At 65.3% G+C, this 24,794-nt stretch carries 20 protein-coding genes; 11 read left to right on the forward strand and 9 right to left on the reverse strand.

What is annotated here, in order from left to right:
- On the reverse strand, positions 1-516 hold a 516-nt coding region (locus tag Q8N40_RS22435), incomplete at its 3' end, for a beta-1-3, beta-1-6-glucan biosynthesis protein (protein ID WP_305713394.1).
- A gap of 268 nt (positions 517-784) precedes the next feature.
- Here Q8N40_RS22435 and Q8N40_RS22440 point away from each other — a divergent pair.
- A complete protein-coding gene (locus Q8N40_RS22440) occupies positions 785-2,410 on the forward strand; it encodes a beta-(1-6) glucans synthase (protein WP_305713361.1) in 1,626 nt (541 codons plus the stop codon).
- Here the strand turns inward: Q8N40_RS22440 and Q8N40_RS22445 are convergent.
- Positions 2,370-2,750: a hypothetical protein gene (locus Q8N40_RS22445; RefSeq protein WP_305713362.1), complete on the reverse strand. Its 381-nt coding sequence runs from the start codon at positions 2,748-2,750 to the stop codon at positions 2,370-2,372. The two genes, Q8N40_RS22440 and Q8N40_RS22445, sit on opposite strands and share 41 nt — an antisense overlap.
- 115 nt (positions 2,751-2,865) lie before the next feature.
- Complete coding sequence (locus Q8N40_RS22450; protein ID WP_305713363.1) at positions 2,866-4,059, reverse strand: hypothetical protein; 1,194 nt, start codon at positions 4,057-4,059, stop codon at positions 2,866-2,868.
- A gap of 185 nt (positions 4,060-4,244) precedes the next feature.
- Here Q8N40_RS22450 and glmU point away from each other — a divergent pair, with 185 nt between their 5' ends.
- The 5 genes from glmU to Q8N40_RS26750 all read left to right on the forward strand — a co-directional run bounded on the left by glmU (position 4,245) and on the right by Q8N40_RS26750 (position 8,955).
- Positions 4,245-5,603 (forward strand): bifunctional UDP-N-acetylglucosamine diphosphorylase/glucosamine-1-phosphate N-acetyltransferase GlmU, encoded by a 1,359-nt coding sequence (gene glmU / locus Q8N40_RS22455; protein WP_305713364.1) that lies wholly within the window; start codon positions 4,245-4,247, stop codon positions 5,601-5,603.
- 128 nt (positions 5,604-5,731) lie between these two features.
- Positions 5,732-7,558, forward strand: coding sequence for a glutamine--fructose-6-phosphate transaminase (isomerizing) (gene glmS, locus Q8N40_RS22460; protein WP_305713365.1), 1,827 nt, complete (start codon positions 5,732-5,734; stop codon positions 7,556-7,558).
- Positions 7,559-7,665: 107 nt separating this feature from the next.
- Positions 7,666-8,442 carry a DUF502 domain-containing protein gene (locus tag Q8N40_RS22465; RefSeq protein WP_305713366.1) on the forward strand — a complete coding sequence of 259 codons (777 nt, stop codon included), beginning with the start codon at positions 7,666-7,668 and terminating at the stop codon, positions 8,440-8,442.
- A gap of 58 nt (positions 8,443-8,500) precedes the next feature.
- A complete protein-coding gene (locus tag Q8N40_RS22470) occupies positions 8,501-8,731 on the forward strand; it encodes a hypothetical protein (RefSeq protein ID WP_305319316.1) in 231 nt (76 codons plus the stop codon).
- Entirely contained in the window at positions 8,728-8,955 is a 228-nt protein-coding gene (locus Q8N40_RS26750; RefSeq protein WP_370870792.1) for a type II toxin-antitoxin system RelE/ParE family toxin, read from the forward strand. Before Q8N40_RS22470 ends, Q8N40_RS26750 begins: the two co-directional genes overlap by 4 nt.
- A gap of 77 nt (positions 8,956-9,032) precedes the next feature.
- Here Q8N40_RS26750 and recG read toward each other — a convergent pair whose 3' ends face one another.
- Positions 9,033-11,141 carry an ATP-dependent DNA helicase RecG gene (recG, locus tag Q8N40_RS22475; protein WP_305713367.1) on the reverse strand — a complete coding sequence of 703 codons (2,109 nt, stop codon included), beginning with the start codon at positions 11,139-11,141 and terminating at the stop codon, positions 9,033-9,035.
- A 239-nt stretch (positions 11,142-11,380) separates the two neighbouring features.
- Here recG and Q8N40_RS22480 point away from each other — a divergent pair, with 239 nt between their 5' ends.
- A complete protein-coding gene (locus Q8N40_RS22480; protein WP_305318682.1) occupies positions 11,381-11,671 on the forward strand; it encodes a succinate dehydrogenase assembly factor 2 in 291 nt (96 codons plus the stop codon).
- On the forward strand, positions 11,668-15,186 hold the full coding sequence (mfd, locus tag Q8N40_RS22485; protein WP_305713368.1) for a transcription-repair coupling factor: 3,519 nt from the start codon (positions 11,668-11,670) through the stop codon (positions 15,184-15,186). Before Q8N40_RS22480 ends, mfd begins: the two co-directional genes overlap by 4 nt.
- A gap of 45 nt (positions 15,187-15,231) precedes the next feature.
- Here the strand turns inward: mfd and Q8N40_RS22490 are convergent, their stop codons facing one another.
- The 3 genes from Q8N40_RS22490 to Q8N40_RS22500 form a co-directional block, all read right to left on the reverse strand.
- On the reverse strand, positions 15,232-16,464 hold the full coding sequence (locus Q8N40_RS22490; RefSeq protein WP_305713369.1) for a GGDEF domain-containing protein: 1,233 nt from the start codon (positions 16,462-16,464) through the stop codon (positions 15,232-15,234).
- An 87-nt stretch (positions 16,465-16,551) separates the two neighbouring features.
- Positions 16,552-18,057, reverse strand: a complete 1,506-nt coding sequence (locus tag Q8N40_RS22495; protein WP_305713370.1) for a class I adenylate-forming enzyme family protein — start codon at positions 18,055-18,057, stop codon at positions 16,552-16,554.
- A gap of 4 nt (positions 18,058-18,061) precedes the next feature.
- Positions 18,062-19,864: an extracellular solute-binding protein gene (locus Q8N40_RS22500; RefSeq protein WP_371135789.1), complete on the reverse strand. Its 1,803-nt coding sequence runs from the start codon at positions 19,862-19,864 to the stop codon at positions 18,062-18,064.
- A 288-nt stretch (positions 19,865-20,152) separates the two neighbouring features.
- Here Q8N40_RS22500 and Q8N40_RS22505 point away from each other — a divergent pair, with 288 nt between their 5' ends.
- Positions 20,153-20,977 carry an invasion associated locus B family protein gene (locus Q8N40_RS22505; protein WP_305319579.1) on the forward strand — a complete coding sequence of 275 codons (825 nt, stop codon included), beginning with the start codon at positions 20,153-20,155 and terminating at the stop codon, positions 20,975-20,977.
- 244 nt (positions 20,978-21,221) lie between these two features.
- Here the strand turns inward: Q8N40_RS22505 and hspQ are convergent, their stop codons facing one another.
- Positions 21,222-21,554 carry a heat shock protein HspQ gene (hspQ, locus tag Q8N40_RS22510; protein WP_305319580.1) on the reverse strand — a complete coding sequence of 111 codons (333 nt, stop codon included), beginning with the start codon at positions 21,552-21,554 and terminating at the stop codon, positions 21,222-21,224.
- 121 nt (positions 21,555-21,675) lie between these two features.
- Between hspQ and Q8N40_RS22515 the strand changes: the two genes are divergently transcribed.
- Complete coding sequence (locus Q8N40_RS22515) at positions 21,676-22,629, forward strand: AEC family transporter (protein ID WP_305713372.1); 954 nt, start codon at positions 21,676-21,678, stop codon at positions 22,627-22,629.
- Here Q8N40_RS22515 and Q8N40_RS22520 read toward each other — a convergent pair.
- Positions 22,598-23,821 (reverse strand): UbiH/UbiF family hydroxylase, encoded by a 1,224-nt coding sequence (locus Q8N40_RS22520; RefSeq protein WP_305713373.1) that lies wholly within the window; start codon positions 23,819-23,821, stop codon positions 22,598-22,600. The two genes, Q8N40_RS22515 and Q8N40_RS22520, sit on opposite strands and share 32 nt — an antisense overlap.
- 135 nt (positions 23,822-23,956) lie before the next feature.
- Here Q8N40_RS22520 and pcsA point away from each other — a divergent pair, with 135 nt between their 5' ends.
- Positions 23,957-24,694: a phosphatidylcholine synthase gene (pcsA, locus tag Q8N40_RS22525; protein ID WP_305713374.1), complete on the forward strand. Its 738-nt coding sequence runs from the start codon at positions 23,957-23,959 to the stop codon at positions 24,692-24,694.
- Positions 24,695-24,794: the final 100 nt, after the last annotated feature.

The following is a 24,794-nucleotide window of genomic DNA, read 5'->3' on the forward strand; positions in this document are numbered from 1 at the left end:
GGGAGGCGGCGCGGCGCTGCCGGCGGTGGCGGCCGGTGGCGAGGCCGCGGCGGTCTGCGGCTGCGCTGCCGGATTGATCCAGCAGGCATGAATACGGCCGCTCAGCGTGTCCGCCACTTTTGGATCGATCTCGGCGCCAAAACGGGTCAGGCAGCGGAACGTCGCCTGCACATGCCCGCCGGGACAGCCAAACCGGTCATACAGATCGAGGTGCCGGAACGCGGTGTCGAGATCGTCGAGCCACATCAGGCGGACGACGCGGCGGCCGAGCCAGACGCATTCGGGGTTTCCTCCCGGGCCGTTGATGGCCTGCGAGGCCTCCAGGAATTGGTCGGTCTTTCGCTGGTTATCCCTGGCGACATCGACGGGGGTGGCCGCAGCGGGCTTACCTGGATCCTGTGCGCGGGAATCGCCGCTTTGGGCAAGGGCGCCGCCGATACCGATCAGGAGGGCGAGCCCGAGAACGGCGAGATGGCGCAAAGTCGCACTCTGAAACTGAAGCACCCGTCGACGCATAGATTCCCCGATTTGTTGCCGTCCCGAGGCCAGCCCGGACGCGCTGGTTTGATGCCGTCCAAATGGGTCCCCATTGCGGCGGCGACCCCTGTGGATTCCCAAGAGAATCCCAGAACGATTCCCATGACGGACATTTCGGATTTTGTCCAGCAAAGTCACAACTTTATCGCGGAGTGGTAAAGTCGCAGTCCGGGAAAGCCCCGATTGCGACCATCCGGCTCTTGGCAGGAGGCCGGTGACAAGCTAATCGACGATCCTCGCCCGGAGGATGGAACCGATTTCACTTCGTACGCCACTGGCGCTTCTCCTGCTATCCCTGAGTGCGATCGCCGCGGTGTGGTGGTGGCTGGCCACGCCCATCAATCTGGCGCGCGCGCCGATCGACCCCAACGCCAAGCTGCAATGCGTGTCCTACGCGCCGTTCCGCGGCGACCAGACGCCGCTGGTGCCGACCTTGCAGATCGGTCCGGAACAGATCGCCGAGGATCTGGCGCAACTCGCCAAGATATCCGAATGCGTTCGCACCTATTCGATCGACAACGGTCTCGATCAGGTTCCCGCGCTCGCCGCCAAGGTCGGGCTGAAGGTCATTCAGGGGATCTGGCTTGGCAGCAACCGGCTGAAGAATCTCGCGCAGATCCAGACGGCGGTGCGTCTGACCCGGGAGTATCCCGGAATCATTACCTCTGTCGTGGTCGGCAACGAGGTGCTGCTGCGCGGCGAGATGACGGCCGCCGATCTCGCGGCCAACATCCGCCTGGTCAAAGCGCAGGTCACCATTCCTGTTACCTACGCCGATGTATGGGAGTTCTGGCTGCGCCACCGGGAGGTCTATGACGCCGTCGACTTCGTCACCATCCACATCCTGCCGTATTGGGAAGACCACCCGATCCGCGCCAGACACGCCGCGGCCCATGTCGAATCCATCTACAAGCGGATGGCGGTGGCGTTTCCGGCCAAGGAAATCCTGATCGGCGAAACCGGCTGGCCGAGTGCCGGACGGATGCGCGAAGGCGCGCTGCCGTCGCGTGCCAATCAGGCCAAGGTGGTCTCGGAAATTCTGGCGCTGGCGAAGCGGGAGAATTTTCGCGTCAATCTGATCGAGGCCTATGACCAGCCCTGGAAGCGCCAGCTCGAAGGCACCGTCGGCGGTTATTGGGGCCTGATCGATGCCGCCCAACGCGCCGTGAAATATCCCGCGAATGCGGCCATCAGCAACTACCCGTTCTGGAAGCTGCAGATGGCAGCTGGCATGGGCTTGAGCATCCTGGTGTTCGGCGCGGCCTTGCTGACGCTGCGCCGCCGGCCCTGGACGCCGCGGCTGGCAGCCTGGGTCGCGGTCAGCATCTCCGCAACCGCAGCCGGCATCCTGTTGGGCGTAGCGTTCGACAAGATGTTCTATGAGAGTTACGGGATCGGCGGCTGGCTGAAATGGGGCGGGTTGCTGGCGGCCGGGATCGCGTCGCCGATGCTCTGCGCCAACGCCCTGATGTCGGGACGGGCGCTGCCGACATTCGTGCAACTGCTCGGGCCGCGCGATCAGCGCGCCCGATCGGTGCTGACCTTCCTGCTGGGCGCGGCGCTGCTGGTGACCACCCTGATCGGCGCCGAGACCGCGCTCGGGTTCATCTTCGATCCGCGCTACAAGGATTTTCCGTTTGCCGCCCTGACCATGGCGGTGTTGCCATTCTGGACGCTGATGGCGCTCAACCGGCCGCAGGAGGGCATCCGCCCGATCGCCGAATCCGTTTTTGCCGGCGTGTTCGCCGCTGCCGCGCTCTACACCGGCATCAACGAAGGCAAGGACAACTGGCAGTCGCTGTGGACCTGCGCGGTATTCGTCCTGCTGGCGGTTACGCTGTGGCGGGCGCGGGGCGTGCAAATCCCAAAATAAGCAGGCCGATCGCCAGACCCGACAGGCCGATATTGTACAGCACGATGCCAAAGCCGGCGGCGATCAGCCCGCCGGTGAGCAGCACAATCGACGGCCGCAGCAGATGAAGCGTTGCGATGATCAGCGCGACGATGCCGAATACCGAGTTGCGGAACAGCGACGTCACCAGGATCCGGGTCTTGCACAGCATGCTCTGCAGGCCGGCATCGCAGGCCAGCGCCACGGTCGAAAACTCGATGGCGAGATAGCGCAGATAGAGCGCGTAGCCGACGGTCATGAAGCCGACGACCAGCAGCCATTGCACCTGATAGGGCGTCAGCCGGAACGGGATTTTTTTCATGGTTCGAATATGCTCGGTAATTCCGGGCGGGACAACCCGGTGCCTTCCGCCAATGCCCCGGCACCGTGAAAATGCATCAAAATGGTCGTCCAACGTGTTCTGATTGCAGGGTTTATCAGTCGCGCCTGAACAACGTGGAAAGCGTCCGGGGTTCCGGCTTCCTGGCTTCCTCGACCGCCGGCTTCAGCTTGGCGCTGCTCCGCTTGCGCGGCGCCGGTTTGACGGCGGCGGGCGGCTCGTCGGCCTGCAGCGACAGGCGCTGGCCGTCGAACACGGTAGTCTCGCAGGTCCGCTGGTTTTCGACCAGCGTGGCGCAGATTTTCGCAGCCGCCGCCGCATCGCGCAGCGGTCCAGCGACCAGCCGCAGCTGCAGACCGAGGCCACCAGTGCCTTCCTTCACCACGATGATCGGACGCAATGAAGCAAGCGCCGCATTCGACTTCGACTTCAGCAGGCCGCGCCACAGCGCGCGCAGCCCGCCGACCGAATTGGCCCCGCCGACATCGACGCCGAATTCGGTGCGCAGCAGTTTGGGAGCAATCGCCTCCGCCTCGGCGTCGATGCCGGCAACGGTAACGATTTCGGGCATCGGCGATGCCGAGAAGTTCCTGGCCGGGGTCTCCGGTTCGATCAGTTTGCCGGCCGCGGCATCCGGTGGCGCCATCATCGAGCGCTCCGCCATCAGCGGCGTAGCCGGGTTCGCCGGCGGCGGATTTTGAGAGGCCGGTCCAACCGAAGAGACGTTGGCTGGAGCCGGCTCCGGCGCCACGCTGGGCGCCATGATTGCCTTCGGCAGCTTCTCGGCGACGGCAGCGGCCGTTGTCGCCACGGGGCCGACGACCGGAGGCGGACTGGCCAGCACCGCCGGTGTCTCGGCCTCAGGCCAGGCCGGAACCCGTTGGGGGGCCGCCGGGGCGGCGGCCTGCCGGGCAAGGGCGCCGGTCGCGGTATCCAGTCCCTGTTCCAGCACGGTGACGCGGGAATACAGCCGGTCGCGATCGCTGTTCAGGGTTTCGATCGCGGAGGCCAGCCGCTTCGCCTCGCTCTGGCTGTCCCTGGCGACCAATTGAAGCTGCTGCGCCTGGCGGCTCAGGTCGGCCGCCGCGACCTGGTCGCGCCGCCATCCGACCGACGACTGATTGGCGAGCACCGCCAGAACCACCGCGCCGACGGAGGCAACGCCCCACGATCCGAGCCGCCACAGCGCGCGGCGGTCGAATTCGTCCTCCTCCGCCAAAAAGCCGGTTAGCACGCCGCCGGTATTCTCGGTTTCGAAACCGCCACCCAGATGGTCAGTATTCTTGGCCATGCGAAGTTGTCGGCCCTCCCGAGGCCTGCCCGAATCACAGCGCAAACATTAACAGGAAAGCGTCCTCAGCTTGAATCCGTACCGTTCCCCATGGGGCGAATCGGATTTCCATGCGGGACGAAAACCCTCTAAGAGGGCGGCGATGCCACATCGGCTGCTCACGCAGGGCCAACACAGGGATACGAATGTCCGCTCGATCCAGCCTCACCATTGTGCTCGCCGCCGGTGAGGGCACGCGCATGCAATCGTCGCTTCCGAAGGTGCTGCATCCCGTCGCCGGCCAGTCGCTGCTGGCGCATGTGCTCGGCGCCGCCCCGAAGGGCGCGGATGCCCGGCTTGCCGTGGTGATCGGACCCGACCACAAGGCGGTCGCCGACGAGGCCAGGCGCATCCGTCCCGACGCCGATAACTTCGTTCAGCGCGAGCGGCTCGGCACGGCACATGCGGTGCTGGCGGCCCGCGACGCGATTGTCAGCGGCGCCGACGACTTGCTGGTGGTGTTCGGCGATACGCCGTTGATTTCGGCTGAAACATTTTCGCGGCTGCGCGCGCCGCTGCAGTCGGGCGCAGCATTGACAGTGCTCGGCTTTCGCGCCGCCGATCCCGCCGGCTATGGCAGGCTGCTGGTCGAGGACGACCGGCTGGTCGAGATCCGCGAACATGCCGACGCCACGCCGGCGCAACGCGCCATCAAACTCTGCAACGCCGGCGTGATGGCGTTCGATGGCCGCAAGGCGCTGCAGATCATCGACGCCATCGGCAATGCCAACAGCAAAGGCGAGTATTACCTGACCGACGCCGTCACGGTGGTTCGGGATCTGGGATGGGAGGCCGTCGTGATCGAAACCAGCGAGGATGAAGTGCGGGGCATCAACACCAAGGCCCAGCTCGCCGAGGCCGAGCATGTCATGCAGGCCAGGTTGCGCAAGGCAGCGCTGGAGGCCGGCGTGACGCTGATCGCGCCCGAGACGGTCTATCTCGCCGCCGACACCACCTTCGGCAAGGACGTGACGATCGAGCCGTTCGTGGTGATAGGTCCCGGCGTCACCATCGCCGACGGCGCGGTGATCCATTCGTTCTCCCACATCGTGCAGGCCTCGATCGGCAGGAAGGCTTCGGTCGGCCCCTATGCGCGGTTGCGGCCGGGCACCTCGCTCGGCGACGGCGCGCGGATCGGCAATTTCGTCGAGGTCAAGGCGGCGACACTGGCAGCCGGCGTCAAGGTCAACCACCTCAGTTACATCGGCGACGCCGATGTCGGCGCCAACTCCAACATCGGCGCCGGCACCATCACCTGCAACTATGACGGCTTCTCCAAGCACAAGACCACGATCGGCGAGGGCGCCTTTGTCGGCACCAATTCCTCGCTGGTGGCGCCGGTGAAAATCGGCAACGGCGCCTATATCGGGTCGGGCTCGGTCATCACCAAGGACGTGCCCGACGACGCGCTCGCCGTCGAACGCAGCCCGCAGACCAACCGCGAGGGCGGCGCCAAGCGCTACCGCGAGCTGAAGACGCGCAGCAAGAAACCGAAAGATGGCTAATGCTGCTGTTATTAAGCTTTCCGCTTAACGCTGTCTCAATCGGCAATAATTATTGAGTATCTGAACCGGCGCGATTCTCGTTAAGAGAAGCGGGCGCCTTTTCGTCGAATTTGGGGATATTGAACCGCATGTGCGGCATTGTCGGCATTCTCGGGCGGGCTCCGGTGGCGGAGCAACTGGTGGATTCGCTCAAGCGGCTCGAATATCGCGGTTATGATTCCGCTGGCGTCGCGACACTGGAAGGCGATCACATCGAGCGCCGCCGCGCCGAGGGCAAGCTGAAGAATCTCGAAGCGCGGTTGCGGGCCGAGCCGCTGGCCGGGCACACCGGCATCGGGCATACCCGCTGGGCCACCCACGGCAAGCCGACCGAAAACAACGCGCATCCGCACGCCACCGACCGCGTCGCCGTGGTTCACAACGGCATCATCGAGAATTTTCGCGAGTTGCGCGAAGCGCTCACGAAGAAGGGCGCGGTCTTCAGGACCGAGACCGATACCGAGATCGTGCTGCATTTGGTCGACAGCTATCTGGCCAGGGGCATCGATCCCGTCGAGGCGGTCAAGGCTTCGCTGTCGCAGCTGCGCGGCGCGTTCGCGCTCGGCTTCATTTTCGCGGGCGACGCCAATTTGATGATCGGCGCCCGCAACGGCCCGCCGCTGGCGATCGGGTATGGCGACGGCGAGATGTATCTGGGTTCGGACGCCATCGCGCTCGGCCCGTTCACCGACACCATCAGTTATCTCGAGGACGGCGACTGGGTCGTGCTGACGCGCACCGGCGCGGTGATCTACGACAAGCACAATGCGGTCGTGCATCGCGAGGTGCTCAAGCACGCCGCCTCGACCTCGCTGGTCGACAAGGCCAATTACCGCCACTTCATGGCCAAGGAGATCCACGAGCAGCCCGAGGTGGTCGGCCACACGCTGGCGCGCTACGTCGACATGGCGACCGAGCGAGTCTCATTGCCGGTCACGCTGCCGTTCGACTTCAAGAATATCCAGCGCATCTCGATCGTCGCCTGCGGCACCGCGAGCTATGCCGGCTACGTCGCCAAATACTGGTTCGAGCGCCTGGGCCGCGTTCCCGTCGAGCTCGATGTAGCCTCGGAATTCCGCTACCGCGAGGCGCCGCTGCGCAAGGGCGATCTGGCGATCTTCATTTCGCAGTCCGGCGAGACCGCCGACACGCTGGCGGCCTTGCGCTACGCCAAGGCGGAGGGGGTGCACACGCTCTCCGTGGTCAACGTGCCGAGCTCGACCATCGCGCGCGAGAGCGAAACGGTGTTGCAGACGCTGGCCGGTCCGGAAATCGGCGTCGCGTCGACCAAGGCGTTTACCTGCCAGCTGATGGTGCTGGCCGCGATCGCGGTGGCCGCCGGCAAGGCGCGCGGCGAATTGTCCGAAACCGACGAAGCCAGGCTGGTGCATGGGCTGGTGGAAATTCCGCGCCTGATGGCCGAGGCCCTGAAGACCGAACCGCAGATCGAAAAGCTCGCGCGCGAACTGGCAAAATGCAAGGACGTGCTCTATCTCGGCCGCGGCACCAGCTATCCGCTGGCGCTGGAGGGCGCGCTGAAGCTGAAGGAAATTTCCTACATCCATGCCGAGGGCTACGCCGCCGGCGAGCTCAAGCACGGCCCGATCGCGCTGATCGACGAGAACATGCCGGTCGTGGTGATCGCGCCGCATGACCGGGTGTTCGAGAAGACCGTCTCCAACATGCAGGAAGTCGCCGCCCGCGGCGGCAATATCATTCTCATGACCGACGCCAAGGGCGCGGCGGAGGCAACCATCGAGTCGCTGGTGACCATCGTGCTGCCCGACATGGGCGCCACCTTTACGCCGATGGTTTACGCCGTTCCCGTGCAGCTGCTGGCCTATCATACCGCCGTGATCATGGGCACCGACGTCGACCAGCCGCGCAATCTGGCGAAATCGGTGACGGTGGAATAAGTGTCACGCCGCCTGATGTGACCAGGCTGTGGCCGGGGTGTTCCAAAGTCTGCTAGGATGGCTTAGCTGCATCGTACAATAGCCGCCTCGACTGATCTGGAACCCGAATGAACCGCGAACCTTCCCCCATCGAGCCTGACACAGACCTGCCTCCCCCGCCGGAGGCTCCGCATGGATTATTGGCCCGATTCCGGAACTATTTCCTGACCGGCCTGATTGTCGCCGGTCCGATCGCCATCACCTTCTATCTGACCTGGTGGTTCGTGACCTGGGTTGACGGCATCGTCCGGCCGTTCATTCCGCTGGCCTATCGCCCGGAAACCTACCTGCCGTTCGGGCTGCCCGGCGCCGGGCTGATCGTCGCGGTGTTCGCGCTGACGCTGCTGGGCTTCCTCGCCGCCAACCTGATCGGGCGGACCCTGGTCGATCTCGGCGAGCGGCTGCTCGGCCGCATGCCGGTGGTGCGCGCGATCTATCGCGGCCTGAAGCAGGTGTTCGAGACGCTGTTTTCGGGGCAGGGCTCCAGCTTCCGCCGCGTCGGCCTGGTCGAATTCCCGGCGCCCGGCATGTGGTCGATCGTGCTGATCTCGCAGTTGCCGAGCGTGGAGATCGCCAACAAGCTCCCGGGCCAGGACGAGCACATCTCGGTATTCCTGCCGTGCGCGCCGAACCCGACCACCGGGTTTTTCTTCTATGTGCCGAAGAGCAAGATCGTCGAAGTCCAGATGAGCGCCGAAGACGCCGCCACCCTGATCATGTCCTGCGGCGTGGTGCAGCCCGGCTCCGACGGCCAGAAGAAGATCGCGGCCATGGCGGAGATGGCGAACGCCGCGCGCGTGGCGAATACAGCCGCAGCGCGACCGGAGCCGGCGAAGGTGGATTGAGAGCTTCGCTGCTTTGACTGGAGTGGCGGAATAGCGCGGCTATGCTATATTTGTGAGCATGACCCCCGGAACCAAAGCATTGTTGGAGCAGGTTCAGTCCTGGCCGCAAGAGGATCAGGAAGAGCTCGCTGAGGTAGCCCGCGAGATCGAATCGCGTCGCACCGGCGTGTACCGGCTTTCCGATGAAGAGCGAACCGCAGTCCGCGCGGGAATGGAAGACGCGCGTCGCGGGGATTTCGCGTCTGACGAGGAAATCGACGAACTTTATCGTTTGCATCCCCGTGCATGAAGGTTCGCTTTACCCGGAGGGCGCAGCGTGATCTCGCTCAGATCCACGATTACATCAGTGATGACAGTCCTGATATCGCCACTCGATTTGTCTCGCGTTTGGTCGAACGTTCGAGGGAGTTGGCCGATAACCCATTCCAGGGCTATTTGGTTACCGGTGACGAGATTCACGTCACCCACATCCGCCACACGTCGCGTCGGCGTCCGCCCGGTTGGGGCCGATAAGCGTCGCCGTGGCCGGAGGTGGAAAGGTGGATTGAGGGCGGTGGTGAATTGAGATGGCGTCGTTCGTGGAGTGATCTTCACCCCGCTCCAATCAGCGGCACCGCTTCATCCCGCTCGAACAGATACAGCAGTACCCGCAGCGCTTCGCCGCGCTCGCCTTTCAGCTTCGGATTGTCCTTCATGACCCGCAGCGCCTCGTCGCGGGCTTGGGTGATGAGCTGGGCGTGCACCTCGGAGCGCGCGATGCGGTAGCCGGGCAGGCCGCTTTGCCGTGTGCCGAGCACGTCGCCTTCGCCGCGCAGTTTTAAATCTTCCTCGGCGATACGAAAACCGTCGGTGGTTTCCCGGATCACTTTCAGCCGCGCGGTCGACATTTCCTTCAGCGGCTCCTTGTAGAGCAGCAGGCAGGTCGACGCTTCGGAGCCGCGGCCGATGCGGCCGCGCAGCTGATGCAATTGCGCCAGCCCAAAACGTTCGGCATTCTCGATCACCATGATGGTGGCGGCGGGCACGTCGACGCCGACCTCGACGACGGTGGTGGCGACCAGAAGCCCGATCTCGCCGGCGGCGAACTGCGCCATCACGCGGTCCTTCTCGGTGCCCTTCATCTGGCCGTGCACCAGACCGACACGTTCGCCGAAGCGCTGCTTCAGGCTCTCGAATCGCTCGGTGGCGTTGGTCAGATGTTCGATGCCCTCGGCTTCGGACTCCTCGACCAGCGGGCAGATCCAGTAGACCAGCTTGCCCTTGTCGAGCGCACGGCCGACACCGTCCATCACCTCGCCGAGGCGGCTGTTAGGCACCGTGCGGGTATCGATCGGCTGGCGTCCCGCCGGCTTCTCGCGCAATTCCGAAACGTCCATGTCGCCGAAATAGGTCATGACCAGCGTGCGCGGGATCGGCGTCGCGCTCAGCACCAGCACGTCGACCGCTTCGCCCTTGTTGGTCAGCGCCAGCCGTTCGCGCACCCCAAAGCGATGCTGCTCGTCGACCACGGCCAGCGCCAGCGACTTGAACGCCACGTCGTCCTGGATCAGCGCGTGGGTGCCGACCAGGAAATCGATCTCGCCGGCGGCGAGCCGCGCCAGCAGATCGCGTCTCTCACGGCCCTTTTCGCGACCGGTAAGGATCGCGACCCGCAGGCCCGCGCGTTCGGCCAGCGGCGTGATGGTCTTGATGTGCTGGCGCGCCAGGATTTCTGTCGGCGCCATCAAGGCGGCCTGCTTGCCGACTTCGGTGACGGCGGCCGCCGCCAGCAGCGCCACCACGGTCTTGCCGGAGCCGACGTCGCCCTGCAGCAGCCGCAACATCCGCAAGGGCTGGCGCAGATCGTCAATGATGGCGGCGACCGCCTCGCGTTGCGACGTCGTCAGCGCATAGGGCAGCGCGTCGATGATCCGGCTGCGCAGATGGCCGTCACCGGCGTGGCGGTCGCCGGCCGGGCGGCGCAACTGCGCCCGCACCAGCGCAAGCGCCAGTTGACCGGCCAGCAATTCGTCGAAGGCGAGCCTGGACCAGAACGGGCCATCCGGCAGGATGTCCGTGAGTTCGACCGGCACGTGGACCCGGTTGAGCGCTTCGGCAACTGGCGGAAACTTGCAGCGGCGGATCACCTCCGGGCTGATCCATTCCGGCAGGGCAGGCAGCTTCTGCAGCGCCTGCACCATCGCGCGACGCAGCGAGCCCAGCGCCAGCCCCTCGGTCAGCGGATAGACCGGATCGATGCCCGACAGTTTTGCAAAACCCTCCTCATCCACCACGCGGTCGGGATGCACGATCTGCGGGATTCCGTCATACATCTGCAGGGTGCCGGAGACGTAGCGCCTGGCGCCGACCGGCAGCAGCTTCTCGACATAACCGGGCTTGGCCCGGAAGAAGGTCAGCACCACGTCGCCGGTGTCGTCGCTCGCATAGACCAGGAACGGTGCGCGCGCATTGCGCGGCGGCGGCGGACGGTGACGGTCGACGGTCACCTCCAGCGTGACCACGGTTCCCTGGGCGGCGTCGCGGATTTTGGGCCGTGCCCGGCGATCGATCACGCTGGCAGGCAAATGCAGCAGCAGGTCCACCAGCCGCGGCGTCTCATCGCGGCCGAGCAGGTAGCGAAACAGTCGGTCCTGCTTCGGCCCGACGCCGCCAAGGGTTGTGACCGGCGCGAACAGGGGATTGAGCAGAGCAGGGCGCATCGGGACTTTCTCGTCGTACACAACCAACCCGTCATGCGCGGGGTCAAGCGCGAAGCGCGTCTTCGCGCTAGAGACCCGCGCATCCATCTTCAAGAGGCGTTGGATTGCCGGGTCAAGCCCGGCAATGACGACACCCGTGATAATTCACCGGACATTGAGGGCTGACATTCGTCGTTCCCATGGCTATATCAACCTCGCCCGGCACGTCCGGGCTTTTGGCGTTCGGATGGGAATCATCAATGACGGGATCGACACGATCGAGCGACGGCCTGGATGACCGTCGCAAGCGGCTGTTGTTTCGCTGCTGGCATCGCGGCACCCGGGAGATGGACCTCATTCTTGGGCGCTTTGCCGATGCCGAGATCGCGACCCTCGGCGACGATGAACTGGCGCAACTCGAACATCTGATTGAGTTGCCCGACCCCGATCTCTACGCGGCGCTGACCGGCGACAAGCGGCTTCCGCCGGAATATGCCAGCACGCTGTTCGACCGCATCAAGGCGCGTGGCGCGGTGGATCACGACGCATGAAGCCGCCGACACAATCGCCGGCGCAATTGCTGGCACCCGGCCGGGCGCTGACCTTTGCCAATGTCGCCGAGGGCGCCGAAGGCCTGGTGGTTTCCGACCTCGCGCGCGCGGTCGCGGCGCGGCCGAACCCGCCCGCGGTCAGCCTCGCCGTGGTCTGCCGGGACGGCCCGCGCATGCAGCAATTGGCCCGCGCGCTGGAATTCTTCGCGCCCGATCTGCCGGTGATGCAGTTCCCGGCGTGGGACTGCCAGCCCTACGACCGGGTGTCGCCGCATGGCGGCATTCTGGCGCAACGACTGACCACACTCGCAAGATTGTCGCGCCTCGTGGGCAGCGACAAGCCGCTGATCGTCCTGACCACGGTCAACGCCATCGTGCAGCGGGTGCCGGCGCGCGAAACCGTCGCGGCGCAGGCGCTCTCGGTGGCGCCGGGCCACGTCGTGCCGATGGCTTCCATCATCTCGTGGCTGGAGCACAACGGCTACAACCGTTCCTCCACGGTGCGCGAACCCGGCGAATATGCCGTGCGCGGCGGTATTTTGGACCTGTTTCCGGCCGGGCTCGACCAGCCGGTGCGGTTCGATTTCTTCGGCGACAGCCTGGAATCGATCCGCAGTTTCGATGCAGAGACCCAGCGCACGCTGTTGCCGATGCGCTCGCTCGATCTGGTGCCGATCTCGGAATTTCAACTGGTCACCGAGACCATCCGGCGCTTCCGGATGGGCTATGTGGCAGCGTTCGGCGCGCCCGGTCGTGACGATCTGCTGTATGAAGCCGTCAGCGAGGGCCGCCGTCATCCCGGCATGGAGCACTGGCTGCCGCTGTTCCAGGACCGGATGGACACGCTGTTCGATTATCTCGACGGCGCCCCGGTCGCGATCGAGCCGCAGAGCGAGGACGCCGCGCGCGAGCGCTTCAAGCAGATCGCGGACTACTACGACGCGCGGCGCGAGGCGCTGGAGCATCCCGGCGGCGGCGCGGTCTACAAGCCGCTGCCACCGGACCGGCTGTATCTCACCGAAGACGAGTGGGGCAGGCGGCTGGATGAAGCGGCGCTGGCGCGGCTGTCGCCATTCGCCGTTCCCGGCGGCAGCGCCGGCACGGTCGATGCCGGCGCCCGGCAGGGCCGCAATTTCGCGCCGGAGCGCGCCGATACCTCCGTCAACGTATTCGAGGCCGTGGTCGCGCATGTGCAGGCCCTGCACGCCCAGCGCAAGAAGGTGGTGATCGCGCTGTGGAGCGAAGGCTCGCGCGACCGCATGGGCAGCATGCTGAAAGACCACAAGCTCGGCCAGCTCACCAGCGTCAATTCCTGGCGCACGGTGCAGGCGACGCCGCGCAATGAGGCCATGCTGGCGGTAGTCGGCATGGAATCCGGTTTCGAGACCGAGCATGTCGCCGTCATCAGCGAGCAGGACATTTTGGGCGACCGCCTGGTGCGGCCGCGCAAGGCCAGCCGCAAGCTGGACAATTTCATCTCCGAGGTCACCAGCCTCAGCACCGGCGATCTCGTGGTGCATGTCGAGCACGGTATCGGCCGCTTCATCGGGTTGCAGACGCTGGAGGTCGGTGGTGCGCCGCATGATTGTCTCGAACTGCACTACGCCGCCGACACCAAACTTTTTCTCCCGGTCGAGAATATCGAACTGCTGTCGCGCTATGGCTCCGACCACGCCAATGTCGAGCTCGACCGGCTCGGCGGCAGCGGCTGGCAGGCGCGCAAGGCGAAACTCAAGAACCGCATCCGCGAGATCGCCGGCGAGCTGATCAAGATTGCCGCCCAGCGACATTTGCACGAAGCACCGAAGATGCCGGTACAGCCGCATCTCTATGACGAATTCTGCGCGCGCTTCCCCTACGAGGAAACCGAAGACCAGCTCGGCGCCATCAATGCAACGCTGAAAGATCTCGAAACCGGCCGGCCGATGGACCGGCTGATCTGCGGCGATGTCGGCTTCGGCAAGACCGAGGTGGCGCTGCGCGCGGCGTTCGCGGTGGCGCTCGAGGGCAAGCAGGTCGCCGTGGTGGTGCCGACCACGCTGCTGGCGCGCCAGCACAGCCGGAATTTCACCGAGCGATTCCGCGGCTTTCCGGTCAATGTCGCGCAGGCCTCGCGGCTGGTGCCGGCCAAGGAACTGACGCAGGTCAAGAAAGGCATCGCGGAGGGCGCGGTCGATATCGTGATCGGCACCCACGCGCTGCTCGGCAAATCGATCAAGTTCAGGGATCTCGGCCTCGTGATCGTTGACGAGGAGCAGCATTTCGGCGTCAGCCACAAGGAGAAGCTGAAGCAGCTGCGGGCCCAGGTTCATGTGCTGACGCTGAGCGCCACGCCGATCCCGCGCACGCTGCAACTGGCGCTGACCGGGGTGCGCGACCTCTCGATCATCGCCTCGCCGCCGGTCGACCGCCTCGCGGTCCGCACCTTCGTGGCGCCGCACGATCCCCTGATGATCCGCGAGGCATTGCTGCGCGAACGCTACCGCGGCGGACAGGCGTTCTACGTGGTGCCGCGGATCGAGGACCTCGCCGGGGTAAAAGACTTTCTAGACAAGAACGTGCCGGAGATGAAGGTCGCGGTCGCGCATGGCCAGATGCCGCCGACCGTGATCGAGGACATCATGTCGGCCTTCTATGACGGCAAATACGACATCCTGCTCTCGACCACGATCATCGAGTCCGGCCTCGATATCCCCACCGCCAACACCCTGATCGTGCACCGCGCCGACATGTTCGGCCTGGCGCAACTCTACCAGTTGCGCGGCCGGGTAGGGCGCTCCAAGCTGCGCGCCTATTCGCTGTTCACGCTGCCGGCGCAGGCGAAGATCACGGCGCAGGCGGAGCGGCGCCTCAAGGTGCTGCAATCGCTGGAGACGCTCGGCGCCGGATTCCAGCTGGCCTCGCACGATCTCGATATTCGCGGTGCCGGCAATCTGCTCGGCGAGGAACAGTCCGGCCATATCAAGGAGGTCGGCTTCGAACTGTACCAGTCGATGCTGGAGGAGGCGATCCTCAACCTCAAGGCCGGCGTGGTTGAGCCTGTGGCGGACCGCTGGTCGCCGCAGATCACCATCGGCATGCCCGTGCTGATCCCGGAAGAGTACGTCAACGACCTCGCGGTGCGGCTGTCGCTATACCGGCGGCTGGCCGATCTCGACACCGACGACGAGATCGACAATTTCGCCGCCGAGTTGCGCGACCGTTTCGGCGTGCTGCCGGACGAGGTGCGCTATCTCTTCAAGATCGCCGCGATCAAGGGCTACTGCCGCAGGGCCAATGTCGAGAAGGTCGATGCGGGACCGAAGGGCGCGGTCATCACCTTCCGCGACAACAAGTTCGCGCAGCCGGATCGCCTGGTCTTCTTCATCCGCCAACACGGCAACGCCGCCAAGGTGCGCCCGGACATGAAGGTAGTGTTCCTGCAGGTTTGGGAAACGCCGGAAGAACGCCTGTACGGCACCACGGAGATCCTGCGGCAACTCGCCAATCTCGCGGAGAACAAGAAAGCGGCTTAGGTCGCGCGCTTGCTCCCCCTACATGGGAGGGTGAAGGCGGATTGCTCACGACGCCGCGCGGCGCGCTTCATCATGGAGTCGCGCCAGCAGCGATTTCGCCGTATCGTTCGGCATCATGGTCGCGACCGTCACCGATGGCTCGGAGCTGGCGTCGCGCTTGCCATGGCTGGTGTGGCGCATCACGCTGGAGAGCCGCCGGGCGATCAGGTATCCGTTGCGCAGGTCGGTATCGGCGAACGCCACGATGACCGAGCCGTCATCCTGGGCGGCGCCGAAATCCATCTGCCTCATCAGCCGGCTGATGATCCGGGCGCCGTCGAGTTGCGCGCGCGGGTGGGCGGGATCGAAGGCAAAGCGCGCCACCGAAAAGCCGCCGCCGCGCGACAGCGTTTGATAGACCGCGGTGGCGAAGTCGCGGTTGAAGGCTGACGGCGTCAACAGACCGGTCCTGACATCGAGCAGGCCCTCGGCGTCGATCGATCGGAGCGTGCGGGTCAGATGGGCCTCGAAGGCATGCTGGCGGATCAGCGGCAGCGCGTTGGCGGCAATACGCGCAGGCTCGCCCGATATGATCTCTAGATTCGGCAGATCATAGGCCGGCGCCAGCGCATCCGACGTCATCACCACCGGCAGGTTGCGAAAGCGGGCGTCCTCGGTCAGCACCGTGAGGAAGGCATCCACCACGCGCGGACTGAAGCCTTCGCCGAGCACGATGCCGTCGATGTCTCGGGTGTTGAGATGCCTGGCGGCGGCTTCGATCGAGAGCGCGCCGACCACCCCGATGCGTTCGCCGAGCGATACCGAAAGCGCGGGATATGCGGCGCCGCGGCCGATCAATAGCACGGTGGCGTCGCGGGTCGGATCGAAGTCGGATGCCGTTGCGCGCGCCGACGGCTCAGCGTCCATGCGGCGCATTACGGTGATATCCAGGGCCCGCACCCGCACGGCAGCGCGCAGCCGCGCCGTCAGGCGATCGAAACTGCCGCCGGTTTGCGAGAACGGAATGGCGTTGTCGGGCAGCGAGGTCGCGGGGTCGACCGTGATCAGCGGCAGATAGGGCCGCTGCGCGGCGATCTGTTTGGCGAGGGTGTCGAGACCGGGTTCGGCCGTGCCGTTCATCGCGACCAGCACCGCCGCCGGCTGCATTTGCGCGACAGCGCGCGATGCATCGGCCCAGCCGGCGTCGATCATCGGGAACATTTTGGCTTCGTCGAGCGTGCTGGCGAATGCCGGGCGCCCGGCGGTCGATACGACGATGAGCGGGCCTTGCTGGGACATCTGCTACTCGGATTACACGTTGGATAGAACGCGCAAACCCTAGTTCCCCGGCCTTAATGTCGCGTCAACGGGACCTGTGGATTTCAGTCAGACCTGATTGGCCCGGTCGCGAAACGCTTCCACCATCAGCGGGTTAAGCCCTAGTTCGGCGAGCGCCTCGCGGGCGCGGCCATTGTCCTGGGCGCGACCGGCCAGCCGGTGACCGCTCAGCCGGTCCGGCAACGCCGTCAGCAGCGCGCCCTGTCCGAGCCGCCGGGCCCACTCCTGCAGATCGTCGGACAGGAACCGGTAACCGCCGACCGCCATGATCCCCGTCGGTGGCGCGGTAATGCTGATCGCGCCGGTCGACCGGTCAATCCGGGCGGCATAATCGGTGTCGACATAATCGCGCGGCGGCTGCGCGATCAGGGAGTCGCTCGGCGGTGGCGGTGGTGCGTAGGGCGCCGTGGAAATCATCGGCCCCCGCAGAGCCAGCGTTCCCCGCGGTGTCAGAAAAATCTCGCCAGATATCGAAGTGCCGGGAGCTTCGCGCGGCGCGCTGTGCGGTCCCGGCCGGACCGACGCCGGGGTGCCATCGGCCGCGATGCGGCGGGCGGCGAACAGGCCGGCTTCGCCGAACAGATAGACATCCGTCAGCGTCACCTGTGGCTGCGTCCAGGACGGCGACGATGCCACCTGTTCCGGCGCGCGCCAGAGGCCGATCATGGTGCGCAGGGTCGGCAGACGCGACGCCATGTCGATCTCGCCCAGCCGCAACGCCAGTTGCGCGGGTGCGACCAGCGTATCGCAGCTGTGCTCGGCGATCTGCTGCTCGAGTACGTCGCCATCGAACGGATGATGCAGCGCCAGGGTTCCGCCCGACAAGAGCCAGATCACCAGCGACGATGTGAGGCCCGCGAACGACGACGGCGTGAACGCCGACATGATGGTCGAGCCCTGCGGCAGGTCGCTTTCGAGCGACAGCGCGAGGCCGCCGGCGATCAGGTTCAGGTGCGTGCGCGGCACCGGTCGAAAGCCGTCGCCGGTGACGTCGAACGAGATGATCGCCGCCTTGCGGCCGTCCTGCACCACCGAGCGCGAGGTGGCGGAGTTGGTCGACAGCGCCAGATCGAGCGAGGCCATGCCTTCCGGCAGGTCGCCGCCGAAGCCGCAGACATGGCGGATCGAAAAGGCTTCGGCCGCGGCGTTCATGGCGAGATCGGAATGCAGCACGCCATCGATCCGGCTCATGCTCACGATCGCCCGCGCCCCGGTACGGTTGAGCGCGACCGTCAATTCCGCCTGCCGCCACAGCAGCGGGAACAACGCCACCACCAGCCCGGCGCGATGCGCGGCCAGCACTGTCAGTACGAACTCGACCGTGTTGGGCAGTTGCACCGCGATCACGGAATTGGACGGCAGGCCGGATTCGATGAAATGTGCCGACAGCGCCGAGATCGCCCGGTCGGCTTCCGCGTAGCTCAGGTTCCTTGCCGGCTGGCCGGTGATGCGCTGCTTGTTGATGGGATCGAGCAGCGCCAGTGCATCGGGCTTGCGGGCCAGGATCCGCTTGAACAATCCGTCGAGCGTCGGCGAGGCGTTGGTCTGGGTCACGGGATCACTTCGGTTGGGCGTCGGGCCGCTGCCACCAGGTTTCCGGCAGGTACCCCGTCAGGGCGGTGGCATCAGGCCGTTCTATCCGATTCCAGCGCGCGATCCATTGCTCTTGAACGTTAAACAACGGAATACCGTAGAAGCCCGACATCAGGGTCCGGTCCAGCGCCCGCACCGCCGGGACGAAATCGGCATGCTCGCGCGCTTCCAGCAAGGCCGCGATCAGGACGTCGATCGCGGGGTCCTTGGCTCCCATATAGTTCCGCGTGCCCTGAATTCCCGCGGCCTCGCTGCCCCAGTAGAACGACTGCTCGTTGCCGGGCGACAGCGATTGATCCCAGCGGTTCTGCAGCATCTCGAAGTCGAAGGCGAGACGGCGCTGGTCGAACTGTACGGCGTCGACCGCGCGCACCGAGGCGTCGATGCCGGCCCGCTTCAGGTCGCGCTGATAGGCCAGCGCAATCCGCTCCTGATCGCGCGTCGTTACCAGGATTTCGAAGCTGAGGGGGCTTTTGGTCGAACGCTGCCGCAGCACCGCGCCGTCGAGCTCGTAGCCGGCCTCCGACAGCAGCTTCAGCGCGCCGCGCAGCGTGGCGCGATCGCGGCCTGAACCGTCGGTGACGGGAAGGCGGTAGCTACCGTCGAGAATGTCGGGCGGCATATGCAGCGCGAACGGTTTCAGCAATTCCCGCTCGCGATCGTCAGCCGCGCGGCCATAGGCCGACAGCACCGAGCCCGCGAAGAAGCTCGCGGTACGCCCATAGAGCCCGAAGAAGTAATTGCGGTTGATCCATTCGAAATCGAACAGCAGCGTCAAAGCCTGGCGCACGCGGATATCCGAGAAAACCGGACGCCGTGTATTGAACACCAGGAATTCGGCGGGCTGCGGCATCCCGGTCTTGATGGCGTCGCGGATCACCTCGCCGCTGCGGGCTGCTGAGAAATCATATCCGTCGTGCCAGCGCAGCGGTTCGTTCTCGACGCGAAAATCGTAGAGGCCGCGCTTGAACGCTTCGAACGCGCCGTTGGCCTCACGGTAGAAATCCAGCCTGAGCTCGTCGAAATTCCACAGTCCGCGATTGACCGGTAGGTTGCGGCCCCAATAGTCGGGATTGCGGATCAGCGTGACGCTGGCGCCGGGCTTCACCGCGGTGATGCGGTAGGGGCCGGAACCGACCGGCGCCGTCATCGAGGTTTCCTCGAACGTTGCGACGTCGACCGCGTGCTTTGGCAATACCGGCATCAGGCCGAGGATCAGCGGCAGCTCGCGGTCGTTGGCGCCGGCGAGGTCGAACCGCACCGTGAGCGTATCGGTTGCTTCGGCCCTGGCGACCTTGGCGTAATACTGCCGATGGTTGGGACGGCCCTTGTCGCGAAGCAGGCCCCAGGAAAACAGCACATCCTCGGCGAGCACAGGCTTGCCGTCGGAGAAGCGCGCTTTGGGATCGAGATGGAAGGTGACGTAGCTCCTGCTGTCGTCGGTCTCGACGCGCTGGGCCAGCAAGCCATAAAGCGTGAAGGCCTCGTCATGGCCGCGCGCCATCAGGCTTTCGACCACAAAGCCCCGGACCTGCTGCACCGCGAGGCCCTTGACGATCAGCGGGTTGAGGCTGTCGAAGGTGCCGAGAATGCCCTGCACCAGCCGGCCGCCTTTCGGCGCGGCGGGATTGGCATAGGGCATATGGGTGAAATCGGCCGGCAGGGCCGGGGCGCCGTGCATGGCGATGGCATGGCGCGGTTCGGCCGCCCGGCAGGTGTCGGCCGCGAGCGCAACACCGCCGGCGAGAGCGAGTAACGCGCAGGCCACGGCTCGAATGCGTGGAGGCCCGGAAACGGGCAATGCGGCGCGTGGATTTGATTCGATCTTGTGCACAGCGGCTCTTACCATAGCCGCCACAGCCGGTCCCGGCAGACGGCAAAGATGCCTGTCGGCATTGATCTTTTCGCCCGCCGCTGTATTGAAGGCGGGCAATTGACCAAGACGACAGGGCCTGTCACGTATCCGCCTCATTTGGCAAAGAGACAGCCGCCCAACGGCTAGGTGTCGGTGCCTGCAGCGGTTTCTGCCGCTTCCGTTCAGAAAGGGTTTTCCGCAATGAATTTCCGTATCTTGGCCGCGCCGGTGTCGCCGCGTGGGCGGGTTACCGCCCTGCTGGTAGCGACCGCACTGTCCGTCTCGTTGCTGGCTTCCGGCGCGCAGGCCCAGCAGCCCCAACCGGCGCCCGGCGCCCCTGCCGCCGCACCCAAGGCCGCTCCGGCACCGAAGGCCCCGCCGAAGGCTGCCCCGAAGGCGCCGGCCCCGGCGGCTCAGCAACCCGCCGCGCCGCCGGCCGGAGCTCCCGCCGCGGGCGCCCAGCCCCCCGACCAGCAGGTTCAGCTGATTTATGCGCCCTGGACCAAATTCTGCCTGAAGGGCCAGGACGCCGGCGCCAAGCAGGTGTGCTTCACCGGCAAGGACGGCCGCATCGAATCCGGCCAGCCCGTCATCGCGGCCGTCATCATCGAGCCCGAAGGCGAGCCGAAGAAGATCCTGCGTGTCACGCTGCCGCTCGGCATGCAGCTGGTTCACGGAACCCGCGTGATCGTCGACGCCAATGCGCCGGCGCAGAGCCCCTATGTGATCTGCTTCGCCAATGGCTGCATGTCGGACTACGACGTCACGCCGGAATTGCTCGCCAGCTTGAAGAAGGGGCAGAACCTGGTAGTGCAGGCGATCAACTCCAACGGTGCGCCGCTGACGCTGCCGCTGCCGCTGGCCGAATTCGCCAAGGCCTATGACGGCCCGCCGACCGACCCGAAGGTGTTCGAGGAAACCCAGAAGAAGCTGCAGGAAGAGCTGCAAAAGCGTGCTGAAGAAGCCCGCAAGAAGCTCGAGGCCAACCCGCCCGCCGGCGCCGCGGCCAATCCGGCTGCGAAGTAAGGCGCAGGGCGATCCTGTCGACAAACAAAAGGCGCCCGGGTCGGGCGCCTCAGATTGATTACAAACCCCTCGTTTTTCGGAAGCGCCGAAAAATGAGGGGTTTTGATTCTGCTTTGTTCGCGACTTGAATCCGAGACGTTCCGTGAATTTGCCCTCTCCCGGCAGCACCGGGAGGTTTGTCAGCAGTCTGAGGCGCCCGGGTCGGGCGCCTTTTTCGTTGGGTGCGTCAGAGCTCGTCGGATCGCTAATTCAGCGACGGATTGCGCGGGCGGTAGCCGCCGGATTTGTCCTTGACGAAAATCTCGGCGACCTGCGAGTGCCGGATCGGCTCACCGGATTCGTCGGGCAGCAGGTTCTGCTCGGAAACATAGGCGACGTATTCGGACTCCGAGTTTTCCGCCAGCAGGTGATAGAACGGCTGATCCTTGTGCGGCCGGACCTCTTCGGGGATCGACAGCCACCATTCCTCGGTATTGTTGAAGACCGGATCGATATCGAACACCACGCCCCGGAACGAAAAGATCCGGTGACGGACGATCTGTCCGATCTGAAATTTGGCGGTCCGCGCTTTGATCATGCCTCGTCGAATAGACCATGATTGTGGCCGATGCTAGAGGCAAACAGTCGAATTAACCTTTGCCGTGCCGGTCCGTCCAGGCTGTCGAGCGGGGCAAGAATGATGAAAAAGACCCATCCCGATGATCGACATTCTCAACCTCGCGCTACCCTATTTCGGCTTGATTTTCATTGGGTTCGCCTGCGGCAAGGCCAAGGCCCTGCCGGAGGACGGGCTGGCGTGGATGAATTTCTTCCTGCTCTATGTCTCGTTGCCGGCGCTGCTGTTTGGAATTATGGCAAAGACGCCGTTCGCGGAGCTGAATAATCCACCATTCCTGATTGCGACCACCTTCGGCACCGCCAGCGCCTTCTTCCTCGCGATGTTCTCAAGCCAGCTGACCGGCAGGCTTTCGGTCCGGGAATCCACTCTGGCGGGCCTTGCCGGAGGCTATGGCAACATCGGTTATATGGGCCCCGGGCTGGCGCTGGCCGTTCTCGGCTCGAAGGCCGCGGCGCCGACCGCGTTGATCTTCTGCTGCGACGCCATCTTTCTCTTTACGGTTGTGCCCCTGTTAATCGCGCTTACCGATCGCGACCGTCAGTCATTGCTGCGCACGCTCGGCATGGTGGCGCGCCAGATCGTCCTGAACCCCTTGATCATGTCGGCCTGCGCCGGCGCGCTCGCCGCCGCCTTCCAGATCCGCCCGCCGGCGGCGATCGACAACACGCTGCTGTTCCTGCAGAACTCCGCCGCGCCGGTGGCGCTGTTCGTGCTGGGGGTGACGGTTGCATTGCGTCCGTTGGCCGGGGTGCCCTGGGAAGTGCCCGGCGCCATCGCGATCAAGCTCCTGATCCATCCGCTGATCGTGTTTGGATTGATGCTGGAATTCGGACCGTTCCCGCAACCCTGGGCGGCGACCGCGGTGCTGATGGCGGCACTTCCGCCGGCGCTCAGCGTGTTCGTGATAGCCCGGCAGCACGACAGCTGGGTCGAGCCCGCGTCGGTCGCCGTCCTGATCGGAACATTCGCTTCCGTCATCACGCTGACCAGCGTGATGTGGCTCATTCAGAGCGGCTGGCTGGTGTTCCCGTGACCCCGCGGCGGACCCGCCACGACGGGGCAAGCCCTTCGCGCATGGCCAGACGCCGAACCGCGCCGACCGAGCCGATCAGATGCATGCCTGCGGCGCGGAGCGACTGCACCGGCAGCAAATCGCTGAGCAGCGAGCGGTTCGCCATGTCGATCGCGAAGGTGCGGCTGGCGACGTCGCTGCGCCGCGCAGAATCGTAACGCTTGATCACCTGCGGGGCCCCCGGATCCTCGCCTGCCAGCATCGCGTCGCGCACGATATCGGCGATATCGGCGGCGTCGCGCAATCCCATGTTCAGGCCCTGCGCGCCGATTGGCGGCAGCACATGAGCGGCTTCGCCGACCAGCACGATACGCGTCTTGGCGAACTGCCGGGGCTGTTCGATGCCGAGCGGAAACAGATGCCGCCCCGGCTCGACGCTGACGCGTCCGAGAATGGAATGCGACTGCCGTTCCGCGGCCTCCGACAGTTCGTCATCGCTCAGCGCGATCAGCCGCTCGGCTTCCCTGGGTGCTGCGACCCACACCACGCTGCTGCGGTCGCCGGGCAGGGGAACGAATACGCACGGACCTTGCGGGGTATGAAACTCGGTGGAGATATTTCGATGCGGCCGCGAATGGCCGATGTTGAAGGTCAATGCCGCCTGGTTGAGGCTGCGGCGGTTGACCTCGATGCCGGCTGCCTGCCGGCACAAGGATTGCCGGCCGTCCGCGCCGACCACGAGTCGCGCGGCCAGCGATTGGCCGCCGCGCGTGTGGATGGCAACCTCGGCGTCATCAGGGCTGATCGTCGCGGCCTCATCGTCGAACCGTGTCAGTCCGGAAAGTCCGGCGGCGCGTTGTTCCAGCGCTTCGATCAGCGCGCGGTTCTCGATGTTGTAGCCGAACACGTCGAGGCCGATTTCCTCGCAGGTGAACCGGACCTCGGGCGCCCGGATCAGGCGGCCGGTATCGTCGACCAGCCGCATGACACGCAGTGCTGCCGCCTGGTCCCTGCAGTTCGGCCAGACCTCCAGCCGCTCGAGCAGACCGACGGAATCGCCCAGCAGCGCCGTGGTGCGATTGTCGGCATAGGGCACGCGGCGGGCGACCAGCGCCGTGCGTGCGCCGCTTTCCGCCAGGGCGACGGCAGCGCCAAGTCCCGCGGGACCGCCGCCGATCACGACGACGTCATAGATACCGGATCCATCAATCATACCGGGACAATTGATGTTCCCGGCGGCATTTTCAAGACTGCATCATCAGGTCAAATGTTCCTTTCGATTTGCGCGGCGGAACGCCGCAAACACCGGTGTGCAAATCGCGGCGATTCCTGATAGCAGATCGGTCCGATGGACGAGTCGAACCAGCCAGTTTCCACGCCACGCGCATCGCCGGGAACGCTGGCGGCTGCATTTTCCGTGCACATCTTCACGGCGATGGGGGCGGGCATCGGCCTGCTCGCGATGCTGGAGGCGGTGCGCGAGCACTGGGCCGCGATGTTCGCATGGCTCGGGCTGGCGCTGGTGGTCGACGCGCTCGATGGTCCGATCGCGCGGCGGTTCGATGTCGTGCGTCTGCAACCGAACTGGTCGGGCGAGGTGCTCGATCTCGTGGTCGATTTCGTCACCTATGTCTTCGTGCCGGCCTATGCGATCACCGCCAGCGGCCTGCTGCTGCCGGTGATGGCGCCGCTGCTGGGCGCGGGCATTGTTGTCTCCGGCGCGCTGTATTTCGCCGATCGCCGCATGAAAACCGACGACAATCATTTCCGGGGGTTTCCGGCGCTGTGGAACGCCGCGGCATTCTATCTGTTCCTGCTGCATCCGCGGCCATGGTTGGCCAGCCTGATGGTCGCGCTGCTGATCGTGCTGACATTCGTCCCATTCAATGTGATGCATCCGGTCCGCGTCGTGCGGCTGCGCGGCCTGACATTTTCTCTGATGGGTATCTGGGCGGTGTTGGCGATCTTGGCGCTGGCCCGTGATTTCGACGTGGGCGCTCCGGTAACCATCGGACTTTGTGCGATCGCCCTCTATGTCGTGGCGAGCGATGCGGCGATCCGGATAGTGAGGTTTTTCAGGGCATGATCGAATTATTCGCCAGCCCGCAAGCATAGCGGCCGCCGCGGCGAGTTGACATCGCTGCCCCGATGGCTTTCGCTCGGCTTCAAGGCGATGCCTTAAGGAG

Origin of the sequence: Bradyrhizobium sp. (assembly GCF_030693485.1) — a bacterium.
Classification (GTDB): Bacteria; Pseudomonadota; Alphaproteobacteria; order Rhizobiales; family Xanthobacteraceae; genus Bradyrhizobium.

What these genes read in the sequence shown, in the direction of transcription:
- Q8N40_RS22480 (WP_305318682.1), top strand. Translation starts at nt 11,381, where the DNA reads ATGACGGGATCGACACGATCGAGCGACGGCCTGGATGACCGTCGCAAG.
- recG (WP_305713367.1), bottom strand. Translation starts at nt 11,141, where the DNA reads ATGCGCCCTGCTCTGCTCAATCCCCTGTTCGCGCCGGTCACAACCCTT.
- pcsA (WP_305713374.1), top strand. Translation starts at nt 23,957, where the DNA reads ATGGACGAGTCGAACCAGCCAGTTTCCACGCCACGCGCATCGCCGGGA.
- Q8N40_RS22465 (WP_305713366.1), top strand. Translation starts at nt 7,666, where the DNA reads ATGAACCGCGAACCTTCCCCCATCGAGCCTGACACAGACCTGCCTCCC.
- Q8N40_RS22445 (WP_305713362.1), bottom strand. Translation starts at nt 2,750, where the DNA reads ATGAAAAAAATCCCGTTCCGGCTGACGCCCTATCAGGTGCAATGGCTG.
- glmU (WP_305713364.1), top strand. Translation starts at nt 4,245, where the DNA reads ATGTCCGCTCGATCCAGCCTCACCATTGTGCTCGCCGCCGGTGAGGGC.
- mfd (WP_305713368.1), top strand. Translation starts at nt 11,668, where the DNA reads ATGAAGCCGCCGACACAATCGCCGGCGCAATTGCTGGCACCCGGCCGG.
- Q8N40_RS22505 (WP_305319579.1), top strand. Translation starts at nt 20,153, where the DNA reads ATGAATTTCCGTATCTTGGCCGCGCCGGTGTCGCCGCGTGGGCGGGTT.
- Q8N40_RS22515 (WP_305713372.1), top strand. Translation starts at nt 21,676, where the DNA reads ATGATCGACATTCTCAACCTCGCGCTACCCTATTTCGGCTTGATTTTC.
- hspQ (WP_305319580.1), bottom strand. Translation starts at nt 21,554, where the DNA reads ATGATCAAAGCGCGGACCGCCAAATTTCAGATCGGACAGATCGTCCGT.
- Q8N40_RS22440 (WP_305713361.1), top strand. Translation starts at nt 785, where the DNA reads ATGGAACCGATTTCACTTCGTACGCCACTGGCGCTTCTCCTGCTATCC.
- Q8N40_RS22490 (WP_305713369.1), bottom strand. Translation starts at nt 16,464, where the DNA reads ATGTCCCAGCAAGGCCCGCTCATCGTCGTATCGACCGCCGGGCGCCCG.
- Q8N40_RS22470 (WP_305319316.1), top strand. Translation starts at nt 8,501, where the DNA reads ATGACCCCCGGAACCAAAGCATTGTTGGAGCAGGTTCAGTCCTGGCCG.
- Q8N40_RS22450 (WP_305713363.1), bottom strand. Translation starts at nt 4,059, where the DNA reads ATGGCCAAGAATACTGACCATCTGGGTGGCGGTTTCGAAACCGAGAAT.
- Q8N40_RS26750 (WP_370870792.1), top strand. Translation starts at nt 8,728, where the DNA reads ATGAAGGTTCGCTTTACCCGGAGGGCGCAGCGTGATCTCGCTCAGATC.
- glmS (WP_305713365.1), top strand. Translation starts at nt 5,732, where the DNA reads ATGTGCGGCATTGTCGGCATTCTCGGGCGGGCTCCGGTGGCGGAGCAA.
- Q8N40_RS22520 (WP_305713373.1), bottom strand. Translation starts at nt 23,821, where the DNA reads ATGATTGATGGATCCGGTATCTATGACGTCGTCGTGATCGGCGGCGGT.